The following is a 17,503-nucleotide window of genomic DNA, read 5'->3' on the forward strand; positions in this document are numbered from 1 at the left end:
GGCCCGTCGGAGGGGTCGACGGGCCGGCCGGGGTCGGGATGACGGCACGACCGTGCCGTCAGGGTGGGTCAGCTCAGCCGAAGGTCACCTCCAGCGAGCCGTCCGCGGCGAAGGACCAGTCGAGCGCGCCGTCGTACGCACCGCAGTCGCCGGTGCCGTTCCAGGCGTTGGTGCCGTCGTCCGAGCCGGACAGCTTGTCGTTCGAGCCGCCGCCGCACGAGACGTTCCCGCTGAACTTGTGGGAGCCCTCGTCGAACGCGAAGTTGCGCTCCTCGCTGCCGATGCCCACGTTGTCCGTGACGGTGATCGAGCCCGGGTTGCTGTTGTACGTGAACCCGTGGTGCCCGTTGTCGTACGCGATCGAGTCGCGGATCACGTGGTCGACGGCGATGTCGGAGCCGCCCAGCTTGAAGCCGTTGCGGTCGCCGCTGCCGGCCTGCGAGCCGTCGGACAGCGTCCCGTTCTCGTACGAGAGGGAGTGCTCGATCGTCACGACGCCGATCGGGCCCGTCTCGTCCTTGGCGTACAGGTCCCAGCCGTCGTCGATGTTGTTGTGCGCCACGCAGTCGCGGAACACGTTGCCCTCGCCGACCGTCAGCTTGGCCGCGAAGCCGTCCGCGTCCTCACCGTCGGAGTCGACGTTGTCGTAGGACTCCGAGGAGAGCACCAGGTTGTCCGACGGCCACTCCTCCTTCGGAGCCCCAGCGACCAGGCGGGCGATCTGCAGTCCGGTGTCGGCGTTCCCGCGGGTGACGACGCGCTCGATCACGTTGTCGTCGCCGCCGAGCAGGATGCCGTTGTCGCCGGAGTTCTGCACGGTGATCCCGTATACGTGCCAGAAGTTGCCGCCGATGGCGAGGCCACGGTTGGCGGAGTCCTCCGCCTGCGCGGAGAAGTCGAGCACCGGCGTCTCGCCCGGGTACGCCGACAGGAGGGTGCGCTCCGACGACGTGCCGTCGTTGCCCGGCTCGATCGTGATCGTGTCGGCCTCGTCGTACTGGCCGCCGCGCAGGTAGATCGCGCCGCCCGGCTCGACGGCGGCGATCGCCGCGGCGATCGTCGTCGGGTCGGCCTCCGTGCCGGCCGCTCCGGCCGAACCGTCGGGCGCCGCGTAGATGACCTCACCGCTCGGGGTCGGCGGGTCAGTCGGCTCCGGGTCGGTGGGGTCCGTCGGCGGGTCGGTCGGCTCCGGGTCGGTCGGGTCGGTCGAGCCCTGACCGGCGTACGTCTCGAGCTCGGCCACCTTCGGCGTGCCGGAGGCGCCGGTGATCTCGAGGTCGATCTTGCTCAGCGTGGTCTCGGGCAGGTTGACGACGCCCGCGCGGCTACCCGTGGCGAGCACCGCGCCGTTGTCGTGGTTGACGACGCGGAACGCGGTGATCGTGCCCTCGGATCCGGCCGCCTCGACGATGTTCACCTGCGACACCGTCTGCGGGGTGCCCCACTTGACGGACACGCGGCCCGTGGTGCCCGAGGGCGACCAGAAGGTGCTCAGGTCGCCGTCGATCACGTTGCCGAAGCTGGTGCCCGACGCCTTGCTCGAACCGTCCGCGCCGGCGCCGGCGCTCAGGTTGGTGCCGCTCGGCGGGTCGGTCGGGTCGGTCGGCGGGTCCGTCGGCTCCGTCGGGGGATCCGTCGGCTCCGTCGGCGGGTCCGTCGGGTCCGTCGGGTCCGGCGTCTGCGCCTCGCACGACCCGTCGGAGACCTTCAGGCCCTTGTTCGCCCCCGCGGTCGCGGCGACGACGTCGGGCACACAGCCGGCGTCGTCGAGCGCGTAGTCGTAGGGGATGCTGACCGTCGTCGTCGACGTCGGGTTCGGGCCGGCGGGGTTGTTGTCCTCGCCCGGCTCCGACCAGGTGACGTTGTCGAAGGTGTTCCCTGCGACCTGCCAGTAGCCCGGGAGGTCGGTGTAGAACGTGCCGAGCACGTCCTTGGAGTCCTGGAAGTAGTTGTTGTCGACCTTGGCCTTGCCGCCGGCGCGCGCGTTGATGCCCGACTCGTGGATGTCGACGTAGTGGTTGTTGTAGATGTGAGCCGTCGCCCCGCGCAGCAGGGGGAGGCGCGAGTCGATGTTCTCGTAGAGGTTGTGGTGGTAGGTGACCGGCCCGTTGTCCAGGTCGCTGTCACCCGAGCCGACGAGGCCACCGCGGCCGGAGCCTCGCAGGATGCTGTAGGAGAGCGTCACGTACTTCGTGTCGCCCTTCATGTCGAAGAGCCCGTCGTAGCCCTCGGACTCGCCGCCCGAGGCCTCGAGCGTCACGTGGTCGGCCCAGACGTTCGAGACGCCGGACTCCATGCCGATCGCGTCGCCGCCGTTGGACGTCGGGGAGCCGGACTTCTTGACGTTCTTGACGGTGACGTTCTGGATGATGATGTTGCTGGCCTCGCGGATGTGGATGCCCACCTGGTCGAACGTGGCGCCGCTGCCCACCCCGACGAGGGTGACGTTGCTGATCTGCTTCAGCTCGATCACGCCGTCCGCGGTGTTGCAGCTGTCTCCCGAGACCTTGCTCGTGTTGCTGTGGTTGATCGTGCCCTCGACCTGGATCGTGATCGGGGTGTCCTCAGAGGCGCGGCCGCAGAGGGCCTCGTGGATCTGGGTGCCGGTCGTCGCCTTGACGACGGCGCCGCCGGCGCCGCCCGTCGTGCCACCGTTCTGGGTCGCGAACCCGGTCGGGCCGGTCTCCGCTGCTTGGGCGCCGGGGAGCGTCAGGGCGGTCACTCCGATCGCGGCGGCCAGGGACGTCGTCACCCCCGCCGCCAGGAGTCGTCGCGCTGCTTGCCGTCTCATCGTTGCTGCCTCACCTTCGTCGTCGAACGCGGGACTTGCAGCCGGTGCCGGGACAGCTCCGCCTGGCGGAACGACCGCTGTCCGAACCCGCATTGGTCACGAACAGATCACAGCAACCGGTTTCTTGACCGTAGGGGACCGGTTTCCCGGAGCGCAACCCCCAATTTCACCCGGTCTTCGTCTCGGCGACGGTTGACGCGACCACCGAGGGTCAGCGGGCGGGCTCCGCAGAGCTCCGCGCCCACCCGGCCAGGAGGTCGGCGACCTGCACGCGCGGGTCGCGGCGCGAGTCCACCTGCCGCACCTCCACGAGGGGCGGTGGGGCGGGAAAGGCCGCCGCGGCGAGTGCCGAGCCCAGCACGGCGGTGCGCTGCGGCGTCAGCGCGCTCTGCTCGTCGTGCACGACGACGACCGAGCGGCCCTCCCTGCCCCACCGCAGCACCGTCTCGGCCAGGGCCGGGACCAGCGGCTCGAGCGGCGGCGGAACGGCGGGGTCGCCGTCGAGCAGCCGGTCGAGGACCGCGACCACCTGGCGCCGGGAGAGACCCGCGAGCTCGGGCACGCCGTCGGCCACCATGCCCGGGACGAGCGCGAGGAACCGGTCGACCGCGGCCCGGTCGGGCCGCCGCCGGTGCTTGAGGCGCGTCATCGCGACGAACGCGGCCAGGACGTCGCCCCGATCCCGCAGGACGGCGGCGCCGCCGCCGTGGTCGCGGCCGAGCCGCGTCCCGTCGAGGTACGACGGCTCACCCGTGAGCAGGTCGAGCACCCGGCCGGCGACGTGGTCGCGCTTGTCGACCACGTGCACCGTCGAGCGGCCCGCCAGCTCCCCCAGGAACCACGCCACCGCCTCCGGCTGCCCCGGACGCAGCAGCAGGTGGGCCTTGTGCTCCGTGGTCCGGCGGTGGTTGAACCGCGACCGCAGCGTGTCCAGCACCGCGGCGGCCTCGTCCCGCGTGAGGTCCACCCCCGCGTGCGCGATCACCGGCGACGCCGGGTCCAGCAGGTTCGTCCCGGAGAACCCCGACTCGTCGCACGCGACCTCGACGACGGCGACCGGCCCGGACATGACGCCATCGTGGCGCGGCCGACCGCCCATCACCACCGCATGACACATGTCATGGCCGAGGCGTGCGGTCGACACGGGAACCGGTGACGCGGGGCACTACCCGGCGCCCCCGCTCGCGGGTGGACTGGGGGTCATCGCCCGGCAGCACCCGACACCCCTGGAGCACACCGTGAACCTCGTCGACACGTTCCAGGACCTGGTCGCCCAGGTCCCCGACCTCGTCCAGCCGATGATCGTCGCGGTCGCGGCGATGGTCCCCTTCATCGAGGGCGAGGGCGGCGCGACCATCGGCATCCTCGGGGGGATCCACCCCGCCGTCGCGGCGGTCGCCGCGATGATCGGCAACTTCCTCGCGGTCACGGCCGTCGTGCTGGCCAGCGCCGGCGCCCGCGACGCGGTCGTGAACCGCCGTCGGGCCAAGGCCCGGCAGCGCAGCACCGTCCTCGTGGGAGCCGGCAGCGCCCGGGACGCGGCGTCACCCGAGCCGGCGGACGACCGCCGCAGCGCCCGCCGCGCGAAGTTCCAGCGCGCCTACGAGCGCTACGGCGTCCCCGGCGTCAGCCTCCTCGGGCCGCTGCTGCTGCCCACCCACTTCACCGCGTCGATGCTGGTGGCGTCCGGAGTCGGCAAGGCCCGTGTGCTCGTCTGGCAGGCCGTCGCGATCGTCGGCTGGACGACGGTCACCGCGTTCCTCGCCAGCCGGTTGCTGACCCTCGTCCACTGACCGGGGGTCGTCATCAGGGCCGCCGTCTTCCCGCACTCGTTCCCGTTCAGGGCGTACGCGGGGAGGAGCTAGGCGTCGACGAGCCTGCCGAGGCGCCGGTACGCGCGTCGGCCGAGAGCTCTTCGGCGGGCACGGTGCGGGTCCGGGACCGCCACCCCAGCAGCGCGAGGCCTCCGTTGGCCAGTATCTCCGCGTACGCGGGGTGGGCCCAGGCGGACCCGGAGACGTCGAGCACCACCGCGAGGACCAGTGCCGGTGCGGCGGCGGCGAGCAACCACGCGGACGGCGACCGGTCCCCGCGGGCGAGCATGACGGCCCCGAGCACAGCCGGCACGAGGAGCATCGAGACGAACGCGAGGTTCACGACGAGAGCGGCGGCGCCCTCCGGCTCGACCCCGGTGGCCGCGAGGACCATGCCGACAGCCATGGCCCCGTAGGTCGAGACGAGCACCCACCGCAGCACGGAGCAGAAGCGACCCGCCGGGAGCGCGTCGCGGCCGACGGTGAGCAGGACGGCGACGAGCGCCGCGTAGCAGAGCGTGTGCAGCACGGCGACGGCGACGGCGACGGACGGCTCGGCGGGCTCGGACAACGGGTGCTGACCGGTCGCACCGCCGACCACGATGTCGGTGAGGGCGACGCCGACGAAGACGACGGTGACACCGACGGCGACGAGGTTGACGCGGGACATGGCTCCTCCTGGACGAACGACTGGCGGACGGATCGACGTCCGGCCCCTCGGGCGGGCTCCCGGGCGGTCCGACCACCGTCACCCCGCCGGCGGGCGCGCCGCGTCGGTCACGACGTACTGATCGCGTCGGCCACGGGGACGAGGAGGAGCTCATCCTCACGGAGGACGCGCGCGGCCCCCGGCGGGACTAGCGTCGTGAGGGTGCGCAGGTCGGTGCTCGAGCACGTCGCGACCGGCGTCGCCGCCGTCGGCCTCGCCGTGGTGTCGCTCGCGCTCGAGCCAGGCCCGATCCGGGCCCTGGACGTCCTGTTCGCCGCGTTCCTCTACACCTTTCTCCTGCTGGGACTGCGGTTCGGGGTGCGCGCCGTGCGCGACGCCCTGCGGGCCGGACGCCTCGCCGCGGACGTCGAGCACCGCACCGTGGCCGACGTCGTGGGACCGGCGCTCCGCGAGGAGCGCGCACGGATGGCGGCCGACGTCGGGGCCGTGGTGCACCGAGCGTTGAGCGACGTCCGGGCCATGGTGCTGAGCCTGTCCACGGCACCGGACGACGCGGTCCCGGAGATACTTCGGGAGGTTCAGCGACGTGGCCGTACGGCCGTCACCGAGCTACGGCGGATGGTGGGGTTGCTCCGCGCCGCCGACCCCGCGCCGCACGACCCCCCGTCGGTCGCCGCGTCGACGGCGACCCTGCGTCGTCCCGACGTCGTCCTCACCGTCGTGACGGTGCTGGTCTGCCTCGTCGAGACGACGGCCGGTGCGGTCTCGGGCGAGCTCGCCACGGACTACGGCCTGCGGGTCGGGCCGGTCTCCGTACTGCTCACCCTGCTGGCCGCCGCGGCCGTGGTCCTGTGGCGGGTGAACCCGGCGCTGGGTACGACCGTCCAGGGCGTCCTGGCGACGCTCGGGCTGGTCGTCGGATCGCCGCTCCTCGTCGGCGGGTGGGCTGTCCTGGCCTTCTGCCCGACGCTGTGGAGGTGTGTCGCCCGTGCCCGAGCGGGATGGCCGACGGTGGTCGGTCCCGTCCTGCTGGTCACGGCCACGCTCGCGTCCCAGTGGCGCTTCTTCCGGGAGAACACGGAGATCCTCGCCGTCGTCTATGCGGCCACGGTGGCGACGGCCCTCGTCGTGCGCCTCGGCGAGGTCCGCCGCGGCCGGGCGACGGCCCGTGTGGCGAGCCGGCGCGCCTTGCTCGACGACGCCGCTCGCCGGGCGCTGCTCGACGACCGACGCGCCCTCGCCCGGGACCTTCACGACACGGTCTCCGGCTCTGTCGGCGTCATCGTCGTGCAGGCCGGCGCGGCGGAGCTGCACTGGGACCTGCGCAGGGACCAGGCGATGGAGTCGCTCGCTGCCGTGCGGACGTCGGTCGACACCGCCCTCGAAGAGCTCGACGCCCTGACGGCACGGCTCGGCGCGGGCGACGGCGCGGTCCATCGCGGCGTGCCGGAGCTCGATCGCCTGGTCGAGCGCATGCGTTCGGCCGGCCTGACGATCCGCACCGAGATCGCGGTCGATGGCGGTTCGGTCGACGCCGAGACCGCGACCTGTCTGTTCCGCGTCGCCCAGGAAGGGCTGGCCAACGCGGCGCGGCACGCGCCAGGATCGGCCGTCTCCCTCGTGCTGCACAGGGTGGGGGACGCCGTGGAGCTGACGCTCGACGACGACGGCGCGCCGCGCGCGGACGGCACCGGCGAGCCGGGGTTCGGCCTGGTGAGCCTCGCGGAACGGGTCGAGCGGCTCGGTGGCCGGCTGACGGCCGGGGCGCGGGGCGACGGCTCAGGGTTCGTCCTGCGGGCCCGGCTGACAAGTCGTCGGCCCGCGACGTCCGGGGGCACCGGGCACGTCGGGACGCCGACATGATCCGTGTCCTCCTCGCCGACGACCACGAGCTCCTGCGCACGGGGATCGCCTCGGTGCTCTCCAGCGACCCAGACCTCGCGGTCGTCGGTCAGTGCGCCGACGGGCCGACTGCGGTCCGCGAGTGCGCCCGACTTCGGCCCGACGTCGTGCTCATGGACGTGGAGATGCCCGGCGGGGACGGCATCTCCGCCACCGCGGCGCTGCTCGCCGCCGACCCCACGACGCGGGTCGTGGTGCTCACCATGTTCGACCTCGACGAGTACGTCGTCGGTGCCCTGCGTGCCGGGGCGTCCGGGTTCCTGATCAAGACGACCCCGCCGCGCGAGCTCGTCGCGGCGGTCAAGGCCTGCGCGGCCGGGGACGCCACGTTCGGCCCCAGCGTGATGGACCGGCTGGTGCGGACCTACGTCGGGTCGGCGCACGTGCCGCACCCCGGTCTGGACGAGCTCACCGCCCGCGAGCGCGACGTCCTGCGCGCCCTGGCCGGCGGCAGGTCGAACGCCGAGATCGCCTCGCACCTCTTCCTCGCCGAGACCACGGTGAAGACGCACGTCGCCCGCATCCTGACGAAGCTCGGTGTGCGGGACCGCGTCCAGGCGGTGGTCGTCGCGCACGAGGGAGGCCTCGTCGGCCCGACATGACAGGCGCAGGACCGTGCGGACGGGGGTCGATGCCGACCGGCGTCCGCATGGTGTGGCAAACGCAGAAGGTCCCGGCCAGGAGAACCTGACCGGGACCTTCTCTTCACGTGCGCGAGGGGGGAGTTGAACCCCCACGCCCTTTCGGGCACACGGACCTGAACCGTGCGCGTCTGCCTATTCCGCCACTCGCGCGTGCCGCAGAAGATTAGCACGGCGCGTGGGGTGCTCCCCAATCGCCTGCTGAGGGCCCTGACGGCCCCCGACGGACCCGTCCGGCCGCTGGTGGTGGGCGTGGCGGCCGTCACCTGACCGTGACCTGCCGGTTCCGCTTCTGCGCCGAGCGTTCGCAGGAAATCCACACCGCGCGGAGGAGTGGTGCTGCGGCGCTGCCTACGATCTAGATAGTCTGCCCGCGGACGTGTCGGGCCAATGGGAGGAGGTGGCATGGGCGCCCTGGATCGCTTCGAGAAAGGCGTGGAGCGCGTGATGAACAACGCGTTCGCGAAGGTGGGTCGCAACAGCGAGATCAAGCCGGTCGAGCTGGCGAGCCGCCTGCGGCGCGAGATCGACGACCGCGCCGCCGTCGTCGGGCGCGACCGCACGGTCGTGCCGAACGAGTTCACGATCGAGCTGTCGTCGGCCGACTTCTCGCAGATCGACGCCTGGGGCGCGGAGACGATGGCCGACGAGCTGGCCACGAACCTCACCGAGTACGCCGCCTCGCAGCACTACGCCTTCGTCGGCCCGGTCAGCGTGTCGTTCGAGGAGCACGAGGACCTGCCGGGCGGCCGCTTCCAGCTCCGCTCCGCGACCGTGCGCGGCAACGTCGCGCCCGCCACGTCGGCGGCGCCGTCCACCCGCCACCCCCTCATCGACATCGACGGCCAGCGCTACCTGCTCACCGGCCCCGTCACGGTCATCGGTCGTGACGCCGAGGCCGACATCGTCGTCGACGACCCGGGAGTCTCGCGCCGCCACCTGGAGATCCGCGTGACGCCGGAGGGCGTCGTCGCGACCGACCTCGGCTCCACGAACGGCCTGTTCGTCGAGGGCCACCAGGTGCCCGCGGCCACCCTGCTCGACGGCAACACCCTGACCATCGGCCGTACCCGCATCATGTTCTGGACCGGCAGCGCCTCGGGCCAGCAGACCGAAGGCTGGTGATCCCCCCAGGATGAGTGAGCTGACGATCACCCTGCTGCGGCTGGGCTACCTGGTGCTGCTCTGGGTGTTCGTGCTCTCCGCGATCGCGGTGCTGCGCCGCGACCTGGCACCCCGCGGCGCCCCGCGCGCGTCCAAGACCGAGCGCCGTCGCGCCGAGGCCGCACCCGCACCCGCCGCGGGCGCGCCGGCCGCAGCGGCACCCGCGCCCACCCGGCGCGGCGGCCCCACGCGCCTGGTCGTGACGGCCGGCCCGCTGACGGGCACCACCCTCCCGCTGTCCTCGGCGTCGATCCTCATCGGTCGCTCGCCGGGCTGCACCCTCGTGCTCGACGACGACTACTCGTCGTCGCGGCACGCCCGCATCTTCCCGCAGGGCGACCAGTGGTACGTGGAGGACCTCGGGTCGACGAACGGCACCTTCATCGGGGACACCCAGGTGTCGGGACCGCAGCCGCTGGCGCCGGGTGTCGGCGTCCGGATCGGCCAGTCCGTCGTCGAGCTCCAGGGGTGACCGCTCCGTGACCCTCACCCTGCGCTACGCCGCGCGGTCCGACGTCGGGCTCGTGCGGTCCAACAACCAGGACTCCGCGTACGCCGGGCCGCACCTGCTGGCGGTCGCCGACGGCATGGGCGGGCACGCTGGCGGCGACGTCGCGTCCCGCCTCGCGATCGCCGCCCTCGCCCCGCTGGACCGCACCGAGCACGGCCCCGAGGAGGCGCTGACCGACCTCGAGCACACGGTCGAGCGCGCCCGGCAGGACCTGGTGCGCGCCAGCGACGCCGACCCGGAGCTGGTCGGGATGGGCACCACCGTCACGGCGCTGCTGCACACCGGCACCACGCTGGTCATGGCGCACCTCGGCGACTCGCGCGCCTACTTGCTGCGCGAGGGCCGCCTCACGCAGGTCACGGTGGACCACACCTTCGTGCAGCACCTGGTCGACACCGGCCGCATCTCCCCGGAGGAGGCGGAGCACCACCCGCAGCGCAACGTCGTCATGCGGGTGCTGGGCGACTTCGACGTCGATCTCACGCCCGACATGTCGGTGCGCGAGGCGCGCGCGGGCGACCGCTGGCTCCTCTGCTCCGACGGCCTGTCCGGGTTCGTCTCGCCCGAGCAGCTCACCGAGGTGCTCACCGAGACCGCGAGCCCCGACGAGGCCGCGGACCTGCTGATCACGCTGTCCATGACGGCGGGCAGCACCGACAACATCACCGTCGTCGTCGCCGACGTCGTGGACGACGGCGACGCCCCCGTCGCCGAGGACGTGACGTCGGCCCCGGTCGAGGGCGCCACGGTGCCGCAGGTCGTGGGCGCGGCCGCGACGGGCGAGCTCCCCGCGGTCCTCGCGACCCCCGCAGAGGACCCGGCGGACGACCCGGCGCCCCTCGACGAGGGCGCGGACCCTGTCGACGACGACCCCGAGGACGACGACGCCGACGACGCGGACGCCCGCCCGGAGCGCAAGCGCCGCCCGTGGATCACGGTGCTCGTGGTGCTCGTGGTGCTCGGCGCCGTCGGGTACGGCCTGTGGCGCGCGTACGGCTGGACGCAGCAGCAGTACTACGTGGGCGTCGCCGACGGCGAGGTCGCGGTGTTCCAGGGCATCCCCGCCAGCGCCGGCCCCCTCACGCTCTCCACGCCGGTGGAGCTCACCGGCACGCCGGTCTCCGACCTGCCCGACTACTGGGCGGACCGCCTCGACGGTTCCATCCGGGCCTCGTCCGAGGCCGAGGCTCGCGAGCGCGCGGACCGGCTCATCGCCGAGGCCGCCCCCGAGCCGACCCCCACCCCCACCCCCTCCGCGTCCCCCTCGAGCACTCCGACGGCGACGCCGTCCCCGGACCCGTCCACCACGAAGCCGGCCGCCGAGACCGCCGCCGACAAGCCGGCGGACAGCGCCGCCGACAGCAAGGCCGAGGGGGGGTCGAAGGGGTGAGCGCCGTCGTCGAGAACCCCGAGCGGACGGTCGAGCCGACCGAGCGCCGACCGGCCCGCCTGGCCGAGCTGTTCCTGCTGATCCTCGCGCTGGCAGCCGGCATCAGTGCGTTCGCGATGGTCGGCCGCAGCGTCACCGGCGAGCTGCCCGCCGACTTCTGGGCCGTCAGCCTCGTCCTCACCGGCATCTCCGTGGCCGCGCACGTCGTGCTGCGGCTCCGCGCGCCCTGGGCGGACCAGGTGATCCTGCCCGCCGTCGTGCTGCTCAACGGCCTGGGCCTGGCGATGATCCTGCGCCTGCAGCTCGCGGACACCCAGGGCGCCGACGCGTGGGCGCAGATGATGTACACCGCGCTCGGCGCGGTGATCGCGATCCTCCTCGTCTGGTTCCTGCGCGACCACCGCTGGATCCGCCGCCTCACCTACACGGCGATGCTCGTGGGCCTGGGGCTCGTCGTCCTGCCGTTGCTGCCCGTCATCGGGCGCGAGATCAACGGCGCCCGCATCTGGGTGAACATCGCCGGCTTCTCGCTGCAGCCCGCCGAGTTCGCGAAGATCGCGTTCGCGATCTTCTTCGCCGGCTACCTCGTGACGAACCGCGACACCCTGGCCCTGGCGGGCAAGAAGGTGCTCGGCCTGCAGCTGCCCCGCATCCGCGACCTCGGCCCGATCATCATCGTGTGGGCCGCGTCGCTGGCCGTCCTCGTCTTCGAGCGCGACCTGGGCACGTCGCTGCTGTTCTTCGGCCTGTTCGTCGCGATGCTGTACCTCGCCACCGAGCGGTTCAGCTGGGTGCTCATCGGCCTCGTGCTGTTCGCGGCCGGCGCGCTCGTCGCGGCGAGCGTGTTCCCGCACGTCGGCGCGCGCATGGACGTGTGGCTGCACCCGTTCGACAACGAGCTGTACAACGCGGTCGGCGGGTCCTACCAGATCGTGCAGGGCACGTTCGCGCTGGCCGCGGGCGGGCTGTTCGGCACCGGCTGGGGCGAGGGCTACCCGTACCTCGTGCCGTACGCGTTCTCCGACTTCATCTACTCGTCGCTGGGCGAGGAGCTGGGCCTCACGGGCCTCCTCGCCATCCTGCTGACGTACCTCCTCATCGTGCAGCGCGGCCTGCGCACCGCGATCGCGGTGCGCGACGGCTTCGGCAAGCTGCTGGCCGGCGGCCTCGCGTTCGTCATGGCGCTGCAGCTCTTCGTCGTGGTCGGCGGCATCACCCGGATCATCCCGCTCACCGGCCTGACGCTGCCGTTCATGGCGCAGGGCGGGTCGTCGCTGCTGGCGAACTGGATCGTCATCGCGCTGCTGCTGCGCATCTCCGACAACGCCCGCCGCCCGTCGGCGCTGCCCGTGCGCGGCACGATCGCGCAGGGCGGGGCGATGCACGACCCGATCGTGGTCGGCGCGCACGACGGCACGACACCGGGCGGCGGCGTCCCCGTCCGACGACCGGCAGCGGACGCGCCGTCGCGCGGGTCGACGCCGTCTCACCCCACCGAGGCCATCACGCCGCACCGCGACGACCCCCGAGGCACGACAGGAGGTGAGCACCTGTGAACACGACCCTGCGCCGGCTGGCGAGCGTCGTCATGGTCATGTTCCTGGCGCTCATGGTGTCGACCACGTGGATCCAGTTCTTCCACGCCGACGAGCTCAACAGCGACACCCGCAACATCCGCTCGATCTACGCGGAGTACGGGCGCGCCCGCGGCCCCATCGTCGTGGGGGGCGAGGCGGTCGCGCTGTCCAAGCCCGTGGACGACGAGTTCGGCTACCAGCGCGAGTACGCCGACGGCAAGCTGTACTCGCCGCTGACCGGCTTCTTCTCGCTCGCGAACGGTACGTTCGCGATCGAGCACGCGGAGAACGACTACCTCAACGGGCAGGCCGACGCCCTGTGGGTGGACCGGCTGCAGAACATGCTCACGGGCCGTGACCCGGAGGGCTCGTCGGTGGAGCTCACGGTCGACCCGAAGGCGCAGCAGGCCGCCTGGGACGGCCTCGGCGACCAGCGCGGCGCCGTCGTCGCGCTCGACCCCAAGACGGGCGCGATCCTCGCGCTGGTGTCCAAGCCGTCCTATGACCCGAACGACCTCGCGTCGCACTCCACGAAGGAGGCCGGCGAGGCGTACACGAAGCTGCTCAACGCCGACGGCAACCCGCTGAAGAGCAACGCCACCGCCGACGCGTACCCGCCGGGCTCGACGTTCAAGCTGATCACGACCGCCGCCGCGCTCGAGAGCGGCGACTACACGCCGGACACGGTCATCGACGCCCCGCCCTCGTACACGTTGACCGGCACCAGCACGCCGGTCGGCAACTTCGCCGGCACCTCCTGTGCCTCGGCGGGCAAGATGACGCTGGCCGACGCCCTGCGCATCTCCTGCAACACGGCCTTCCTCGGCCTCGCCGGCGACCTCGGCGCGGACGCGATGGACGAGCAGGCGGAGAAGTTCGGGTACGGCGACAAGTTCCAGATCCCCTTCTCCACCGCGGCCAGCGTGTACGACCAGGACCCGGACTCCATGAGCACCGCACAGGTGGAGCTGTCCGGCATCGGGCAGGGCAGCGTCATCGCGACCCCGCTCCAGGTCGCGATGGTCTCCGCGGCGATCGCGAACGGCGGCGAGGTCATGGAGCCCTACTCCGTCGACACCGTCCGCGACCCGCAGCTCGAGGTGGTCCGGGAGACGTCGCCCACCAGCCTGGGCCGTGCCGTCTCGGAGAAGACGGCGGGCCAGCTCACCGAGATGATGAAGAGCGTCGTGGAGTCCGGGTCGGGCACCAGCGCCCAGATCTCGGGCGTCCAGGTGGCCGGCAAGACCGGCACCGCGCAGCACGGCGCCGACACCTCCAAGACGGACCCGCACGTCTGGTTCACCGGGTTCGCGCCGGCGGACGACCCGCAGGTCGCCGTCGCGGTCGTCGTCGAGGACGGCGGCGACCTCGGCGGGCAGGCCACCGGCGGCTCGGTCTCCGCGCCGATCGCGAAGGCCGTCATGGAAGCGGTGCTGAACGGATGAGGCCGGCCACGGGGCTCGCGCTCGGCGAGCGGTACCGCCTGACGCGCCGCATCGCGATCGGCGGCATGGGCGAGGTCTGGGTGGCCGACGACGGCTACCTGGGCCGCGAGGTCGCGGTGAAGGTGCTCCGCGAGGAGTACACGGGCAACGAGGACTTCCTGCGCCGCCTGCGCACGGAGGCGCGCAACAGCGCCGCCCTGTCGCACCCGAACATCGCGCAGATGTACGACTACGGCGAGCAGGACGGCGCCGGCTTCCTCGTCATGGAGCTGGTCCTGGGCGAGCCGCTGGCCGACCTGCTGGAGCGCGAGCCCGTCGTCGCGCCCCGCAAGCTGCTGCCGATCCTCGCCGCCACGGCGCGAGGCCTGCACCACGCGCACCTGGCGAAGGTGGTGCACCGCGACGTCAAGCCCGGCAACATCCTGCTGGAGCACGGCGGCAGCGTGAAGATCACCGACTTCGGCGTCTCGCTCGCCGCCAACCAGGCCCCGATGACCGCCACGGGCATGGTCATGGGCACGGCGCAGTACCTGTCTCCCGAGCAGGCCGTGGGCCAGCCCGCGACGGCGGCGTCCGACCTCTACGCGCTCGGCGTCGTCGCGTACGAGGCCACGGCGGGCAAGCGCCCGTTCACGGGCTCGACGCCGGTCGACATCGCGGTCGCGCACGTCAACGCGCCCGTCCCTCCGCTGCCCACGCACGTGCACCCCGGTCTCGCGGACGTCATCGGCCGCATGCTCGAGAAGGACCCGTCGCGCCGGCCCGAGTCGGCCGCCGCCCTCGCGGGGGAGCTCGAGTCGCTCGCGCGCGAGATCGCGGAGGACCCGCTCGGGGCCCGGTCCCGGTCCGCACGACGCGCCGCCGCGGCCCGCCAGGGCGCGCGGCCCGCGCGCGCCGTCCCCGCGCACGCCGCGCCCGCGACGCCCCGCCCCTCCGCTCCGGCGACCCCCGCTGCCCCCGCCGGGCCGAGCACCCCCGCCTCGCCGCCGTCGGCCGCGATGCCGGTCGCGTGGGCGGCGGTGACGCCGTCCGACGACGAGCGCGCGACGACGTCTCCCGAGCCCACGCCGCAGGGAGACGTGGCCGACCCGACGACGCCGGCCGACGACGTCGCCGGGCGCGCGTACCCGCTGCGGCGCGAGGTGCGCGCCGGCTCGCACGACGCGCGCCGCCCGCCGGTGCGCAAGCCGCAGCCGACCGGCGCCCGCAGCCGTGCGTCGTCCCGGTCCGCCCCCGAGGCGAAGCCTGCTCGCCGGACGTCGACGTCCACGGGCCAGCGCTTCGGCCCCCTCGGGCGCCTCTCCTGGCCGCTGCTCGCGCTGCTCGGCCTCCTCGTCGTCCTGCTGCTCGCCACCCTCGTGCAGGCCATGGCGGCCGACGCCGAGGGTCAGGCGGCGGCGCTCCTGGTGGGACCTGCGCTCGCGCTGTCCCGCCCCTCCCGCACGGATGCGCATCCCTCCTCTGGGATGATGCTCCGAGACACGCCGCGCGCCCCGCGCGCGGCCATGACCGAGAAGGACATCTGAGTGGTGGACAACACGCCCCGGGTACTCGCCGGCCGCTACGAGGTCGGTGAGCTCATCGGCCGCGGTGGCATGGCCGAGGTGCACATCGGGCACGACACGCGCCTGGGTCGCACGGTCGCGATCAAGGTGCTGCGGTCCGACCTCGCACGCGACCCCTCCTTCCTGGCGCGGTTTCGCCGGGAGGCCCAGTCGGCCGCCGCGCTGAACCACCCCGCCATCGTCGCCGTCTACGACACCGGTGAGGACACGCACACGGACACGCAGGGCGCGTCCGTGCACGTCCCGTTCATCGTCATGGAGTACGTCGAGGGCCACACGGTCCGCGACATCCTGCAGGACGGCGCAGCCGTGCCGATCGAGGAGGCCGTCGAGATCACGGCGGGCATCCTCAGCGCGCTGGAGTACTCGCACCAGGCCGGCATCGTGCACCGCGACATCAAGCCCGCCAACGTGATGATCACGCCCACGGGCGCGGTCAAGGTGATGGACTTCGGCATCGCGCGCGCGATGGCGGACTCCGCCGCGACGATGACGCAGACGCACGCCGTCATCGGCACGGCCCAGTACCTGTCTCCCGAGCAGGCCCGCGGCGAGACCGTGGACGCCCGCAGCGACCTGTACTCCACGGGCTGCGTGCTGTTCGAGCTGCTCACCGGGCGCCCGCCGTTCATGGGCGACTCCCCGGTCGCAGTCGCGTACCAGCACGTCGGGCAGGCGCCGCAGCGCCCCAGCGAGCTCGCCTCGGACGTGCCCGAGGTGCTCGACCGCATCGTGCTCAAGGCCCTCACGAAGGACCGCGACGCCCGCTACTCGACGGCGGCGGAGTTCCGCGCCGACCTCGAGACCGCGCTGCGCGGGGGAGACGTCACCGCGCCGCTGATCGGCGCGGCCGCGGCCGGCGCCGCCGCGACGCAGGTCATGGGGCCGGCCCAGGGCACCCAGGTGATGGACCCCGCGAGCACGTCGCAGTGGGGCACCACCGGGGCCGTGGGCGCGAACGGCGGCGAGCCGGACGACGAGAAGAAGAGCCGCAAGGGGCTCATGTGGGCGCTCATCGCCATCGGCGTCGTCGCCCTGGCGGCGATCATCACGTTCCTCGTCATGAACAGCGCCGACGCCAAGACGACCGTGCCCGACCTCAAGTCCAACGTCACCCCCGCCGAGGCGGAACGAACGATCACCGCCGCGGGGCTCGAGTACGAGCAGGCCACGGACACCGAGTCCACCGAGCCGGAGAACACGTTCCTCGGCACGAACCCGCAGGGCGGCACCGAGGTCGAGCGCGGGAGCGTCGTGACCGTGACGTTCTCCGCCGGCCCCGATACCGTCGCGGTCCCCAAGCTCGCGGGCATGACGGAGGACGAGGCCGAGGCCGCGCTCGACGAGGCCAAGCTGTCGCTCGGGGACGTGTCCGACGCGAACAGCAAGGACGTCGAGGAGGGTGACGTCATCGAGTCGAAGCCGGCCGCGGGCCAGGCGGTGAGCGAGGGGTCCTCGGTCGACCTCGTGCTCTCCAACGGCCGGGTCGAGCTGCCGAACCTCGAGGGCAAGTCCGAGCAGACGGCCAAGGACACGCTCACCGGCCTGGACCTGAACTTCTCCACGAGCACGGAGGAGAGCGACGAGAAGGCCGGGACGGTCATCCGCCAGAGCCCCCAGCCGGGCAACGTCCCGCAGCGCAGCTCCGTGGAGATCGTCATCGCCAAGGAGAAGGCTCCCGAGATGACGACCGTGCCGCCGGTTGTCGGGAGCTCGGCCGCCGAGGCGCAGACCGCCATCACCGGCGCCAACCTCAAGCCGCAGATCAGCTACGAGGCGTCGGACGACGTGGCGAACGGCTTCGTGATCTCCCAGGACCCGGAGGGCGGCGAGGTCGAGGTGGGCTCCGACGTCGCCATCGTCGTGTCGAGCGGCCCGGAGGCGGAGGAGCCGCCCAGCGGCGAGCCGACCGGCGAGCCCACGGACGGGGAGACGGACGACGCCGGCGGCCTGCCAGGGCTGGACCTCGGGGGCGACAGCTAGCTCCCGCTGATCCCGGAGACGAACGAGCCCGTCAGGACCGCACGGTCCTG

General features: G+C 72.9%; 13 protein-coding genes and 1 tRNA gene. 10 read left to right on the plus strand and 4 right to left on the minus strand.

All coding sequences use genetic code 11. The features are described from left to right. Positions 1–73: 73 nt before the first annotated feature. Entirely contained in the window at positions 74–2,791 is a 2,718-nt protein-coding gene (locus ABZ493_RS00590; RefSeq protein WP_430580242.1) for a polysaccharide lyase family 1 protein, read from the minus strand. Positions 2,792–3,002: 211 nt separating this feature from the next. Continuing rightward, positions 3,003–3,860 (minus strand): DUF3800 domain-containing protein, encoded by an 858-nt coding sequence (locus ABZ493_RS00595; RefSeq protein WP_430580243.1) that lies wholly within the window; start codon positions 3,858–3,860, stop codon positions 3,003–3,005. Positions 3,861–4,029: 169 nt separating this feature from the next. On the opposite strand from ABZ493_RS00595, the gene ABZ493_RS00600 reads away from it, so the two are divergent. Beyond that, a complete protein-coding gene (locus ABZ493_RS00600) occupies positions 4,030–4,584 on the plus strand; it encodes a small multidrug efflux protein (RefSeq protein ID WP_430580244.1) in 555 nt (184 codons plus the stop codon). Between the two features lie 46 nt (positions 4,585–4,630). Here the strand turns inward: ABZ493_RS00600 and ABZ493_RS00605 are convergent, their stop codons facing one another. Next, positions 4,631–5,275: a hypothetical protein gene (locus ABZ493_RS00605; RefSeq protein WP_430580245.1), complete on the minus strand. Its 645-nt coding sequence runs from the start codon at positions 5,273–5,275 to the stop codon at positions 4,631–4,633. 201 nt (positions 5,276–5,476) lie between these two features. Here ABZ493_RS00605 and ABZ493_RS00610 point away from each other — a divergent pair, with 201 nt between their 5' ends. Further along, on the plus strand, positions 5,477–7,138 hold the full coding sequence (locus tag ABZ493_RS00610; RefSeq protein WP_430580246.1) for a histidine kinase: 1,662 nt from the start codon (positions 5,477–5,479) through the stop codon (positions 7,136–7,138). Beyond that, a complete protein-coding gene (locus tag ABZ493_RS00615; protein WP_430580247.1) occupies positions 7,135–7,779 on the plus strand; it encodes a response regulator transcription factor in 645 nt (214 codons plus the stop codon). The genes ABZ493_RS00610 and ABZ493_RS00615 overlap by 4 nt, the downstream gene beginning before the upstream one ends. Before the next feature lie 108 nt (positions 7,780–7,887). Here the strand turns inward: ABZ493_RS00615 and ABZ493_RS00620 are convergent. Next, positions 7,888–7,971: transfer RNA gene (locus tag ABZ493_RS00620), tRNA-Leu, on the minus strand. Positions 7,972–8,223: 252 nt separating this feature from the next. On the opposite strand from ABZ493_RS00620, the gene ABZ493_RS00625 reads away from it, so the two are divergent. The 7 genes from ABZ493_RS00625 to pknB are packed head-to-tail and all read left to right on the plus strand — an operon-like array spanning position 8,224 to position 17,453. Then, on the plus strand, positions 8,224–8,943 hold the full coding sequence (locus ABZ493_RS00625) for an FhaA domain-containing protein (RefSeq protein WP_430549440.1): 720 nt from the start codon (positions 8,224–8,226) through the stop codon (positions 8,941–8,943). 10 nt (positions 8,944–8,953) lie between these two features. Continuing rightward, positions 8,954–9,454 (plus strand): FHA domain-containing protein, encoded by a 501-nt coding sequence (locus ABZ493_RS00630; RefSeq protein WP_430580248.1) that lies wholly within the window; start codon positions 8,954–8,956, stop codon positions 9,452–9,454. 7 nt (positions 9,455–9,461) lie between these two features. Next, positions 9,462–10,883, plus strand: a complete 1,422-nt coding sequence (locus tag ABZ493_RS00635; RefSeq protein WP_430580249.1) for a Stp1/IreP family PP2C-type Ser/Thr phosphatase — start codon at positions 9,462–9,464, stop codon at positions 10,881–10,883. Further along, positions 10,880–12,439, plus strand: coding sequence for an FtsW/RodA/SpoVE family cell cycle protein (locus ABZ493_RS00640; RefSeq protein WP_430580250.1), 1,560 nt, complete (start codon positions 10,880–10,882; stop codon positions 12,437–12,439). Before ABZ493_RS00635 ends, ABZ493_RS00640 begins: the two co-directional genes overlap by 4 nt. Then, positions 12,436–13,905, plus strand: coding sequence for a penicillin-binding protein 2 (locus tag ABZ493_RS00645; protein WP_430580251.1), 1,470 nt, complete (start codon positions 12,436–12,438; stop codon positions 13,903–13,905). The genes ABZ493_RS00640 and ABZ493_RS00645 overlap by 4 nt, the downstream gene beginning before the upstream one ends. Then, positions 13,902–15,431 (plus strand): serine/threonine-protein kinase, encoded by a 1,530-nt coding sequence (locus ABZ493_RS00650; RefSeq protein ID WP_430580252.1) that lies wholly within the window; start codon positions 13,902–13,904, stop codon positions 15,429–15,431. Before ABZ493_RS00645 ends, ABZ493_RS00650 begins: the two co-directional genes overlap by 4 nt. Beyond that, on the plus strand, positions 15,432–17,453 hold the full coding sequence (gene pknB, locus ABZ493_RS00655; protein WP_430580253.1) for a Stk1 family PASTA domain-containing Ser/Thr kinase: 2,022 nt from the start codon (positions 15,432–15,434) through the stop codon (positions 17,451–17,453). It abuts the gene before it with no gap. Positions 17,454–17,503: the final 50 nt, after the last annotated feature.

The organism is Isoptericola sp. NPDC019482, assembly GCF_040632295.1.
Lineage (GTDB): Bacteria > Actinomycetota > Actinomycetes > Actinomycetales > Cellulomonadaceae > Isoptericola.

Bases quoted from the DNA above. Each gene is read 5' to 3' on its own strand.
- ABZ493_RS00590 (WP_430580242.1), bottom strand. From the start codon at position 2,791: ATGAGACGGCAAGCAGCGCGACGACTCCTGGCGGCGGGGGTGACGACG.
- ABZ493_RS00595 (WP_430580243.1), bottom strand. From the start codon at position 3,860: ATGTCCGGGCCGGTCGCCGTCGTCGAGGTCGCGTGCGACGAGTCGGGG.
- ABZ493_RS00605 (WP_430580245.1), bottom strand. From the start codon at position 5,275: ATGTCCCGCGTCAACCTCGTCGCCGTCGGTGTCACCGTCGTCTTCGTC.
- ABZ493_RS00615 (WP_430580247.1), top strand. From the start codon at position 7,135: ATGATCCGTGTCCTCCTCGCCGACGACCACGAGCTCCTGCGCACGGGG.
- ABZ493_RS00625 (WP_430549440.1), top strand. From the start codon at position 8,224: ATGGGCGCCCTGGATCGCTTCGAGAAAGGCGTGGAGCGCGTGATGAAC.
- ABZ493_RS00630 (WP_430580248.1), top strand. From the start codon at position 8,954: ATGAGTGAGCTGACGATCACCCTGCTGCGGCTGGGCTACCTGGTGCTG.
- ABZ493_RS00650 (WP_430580252.1), top strand. From the start codon at position 13,902: ATGAGGCCGGCCACGGGGCTCGCGCTCGGCGAGCGGTACCGCCTGACG.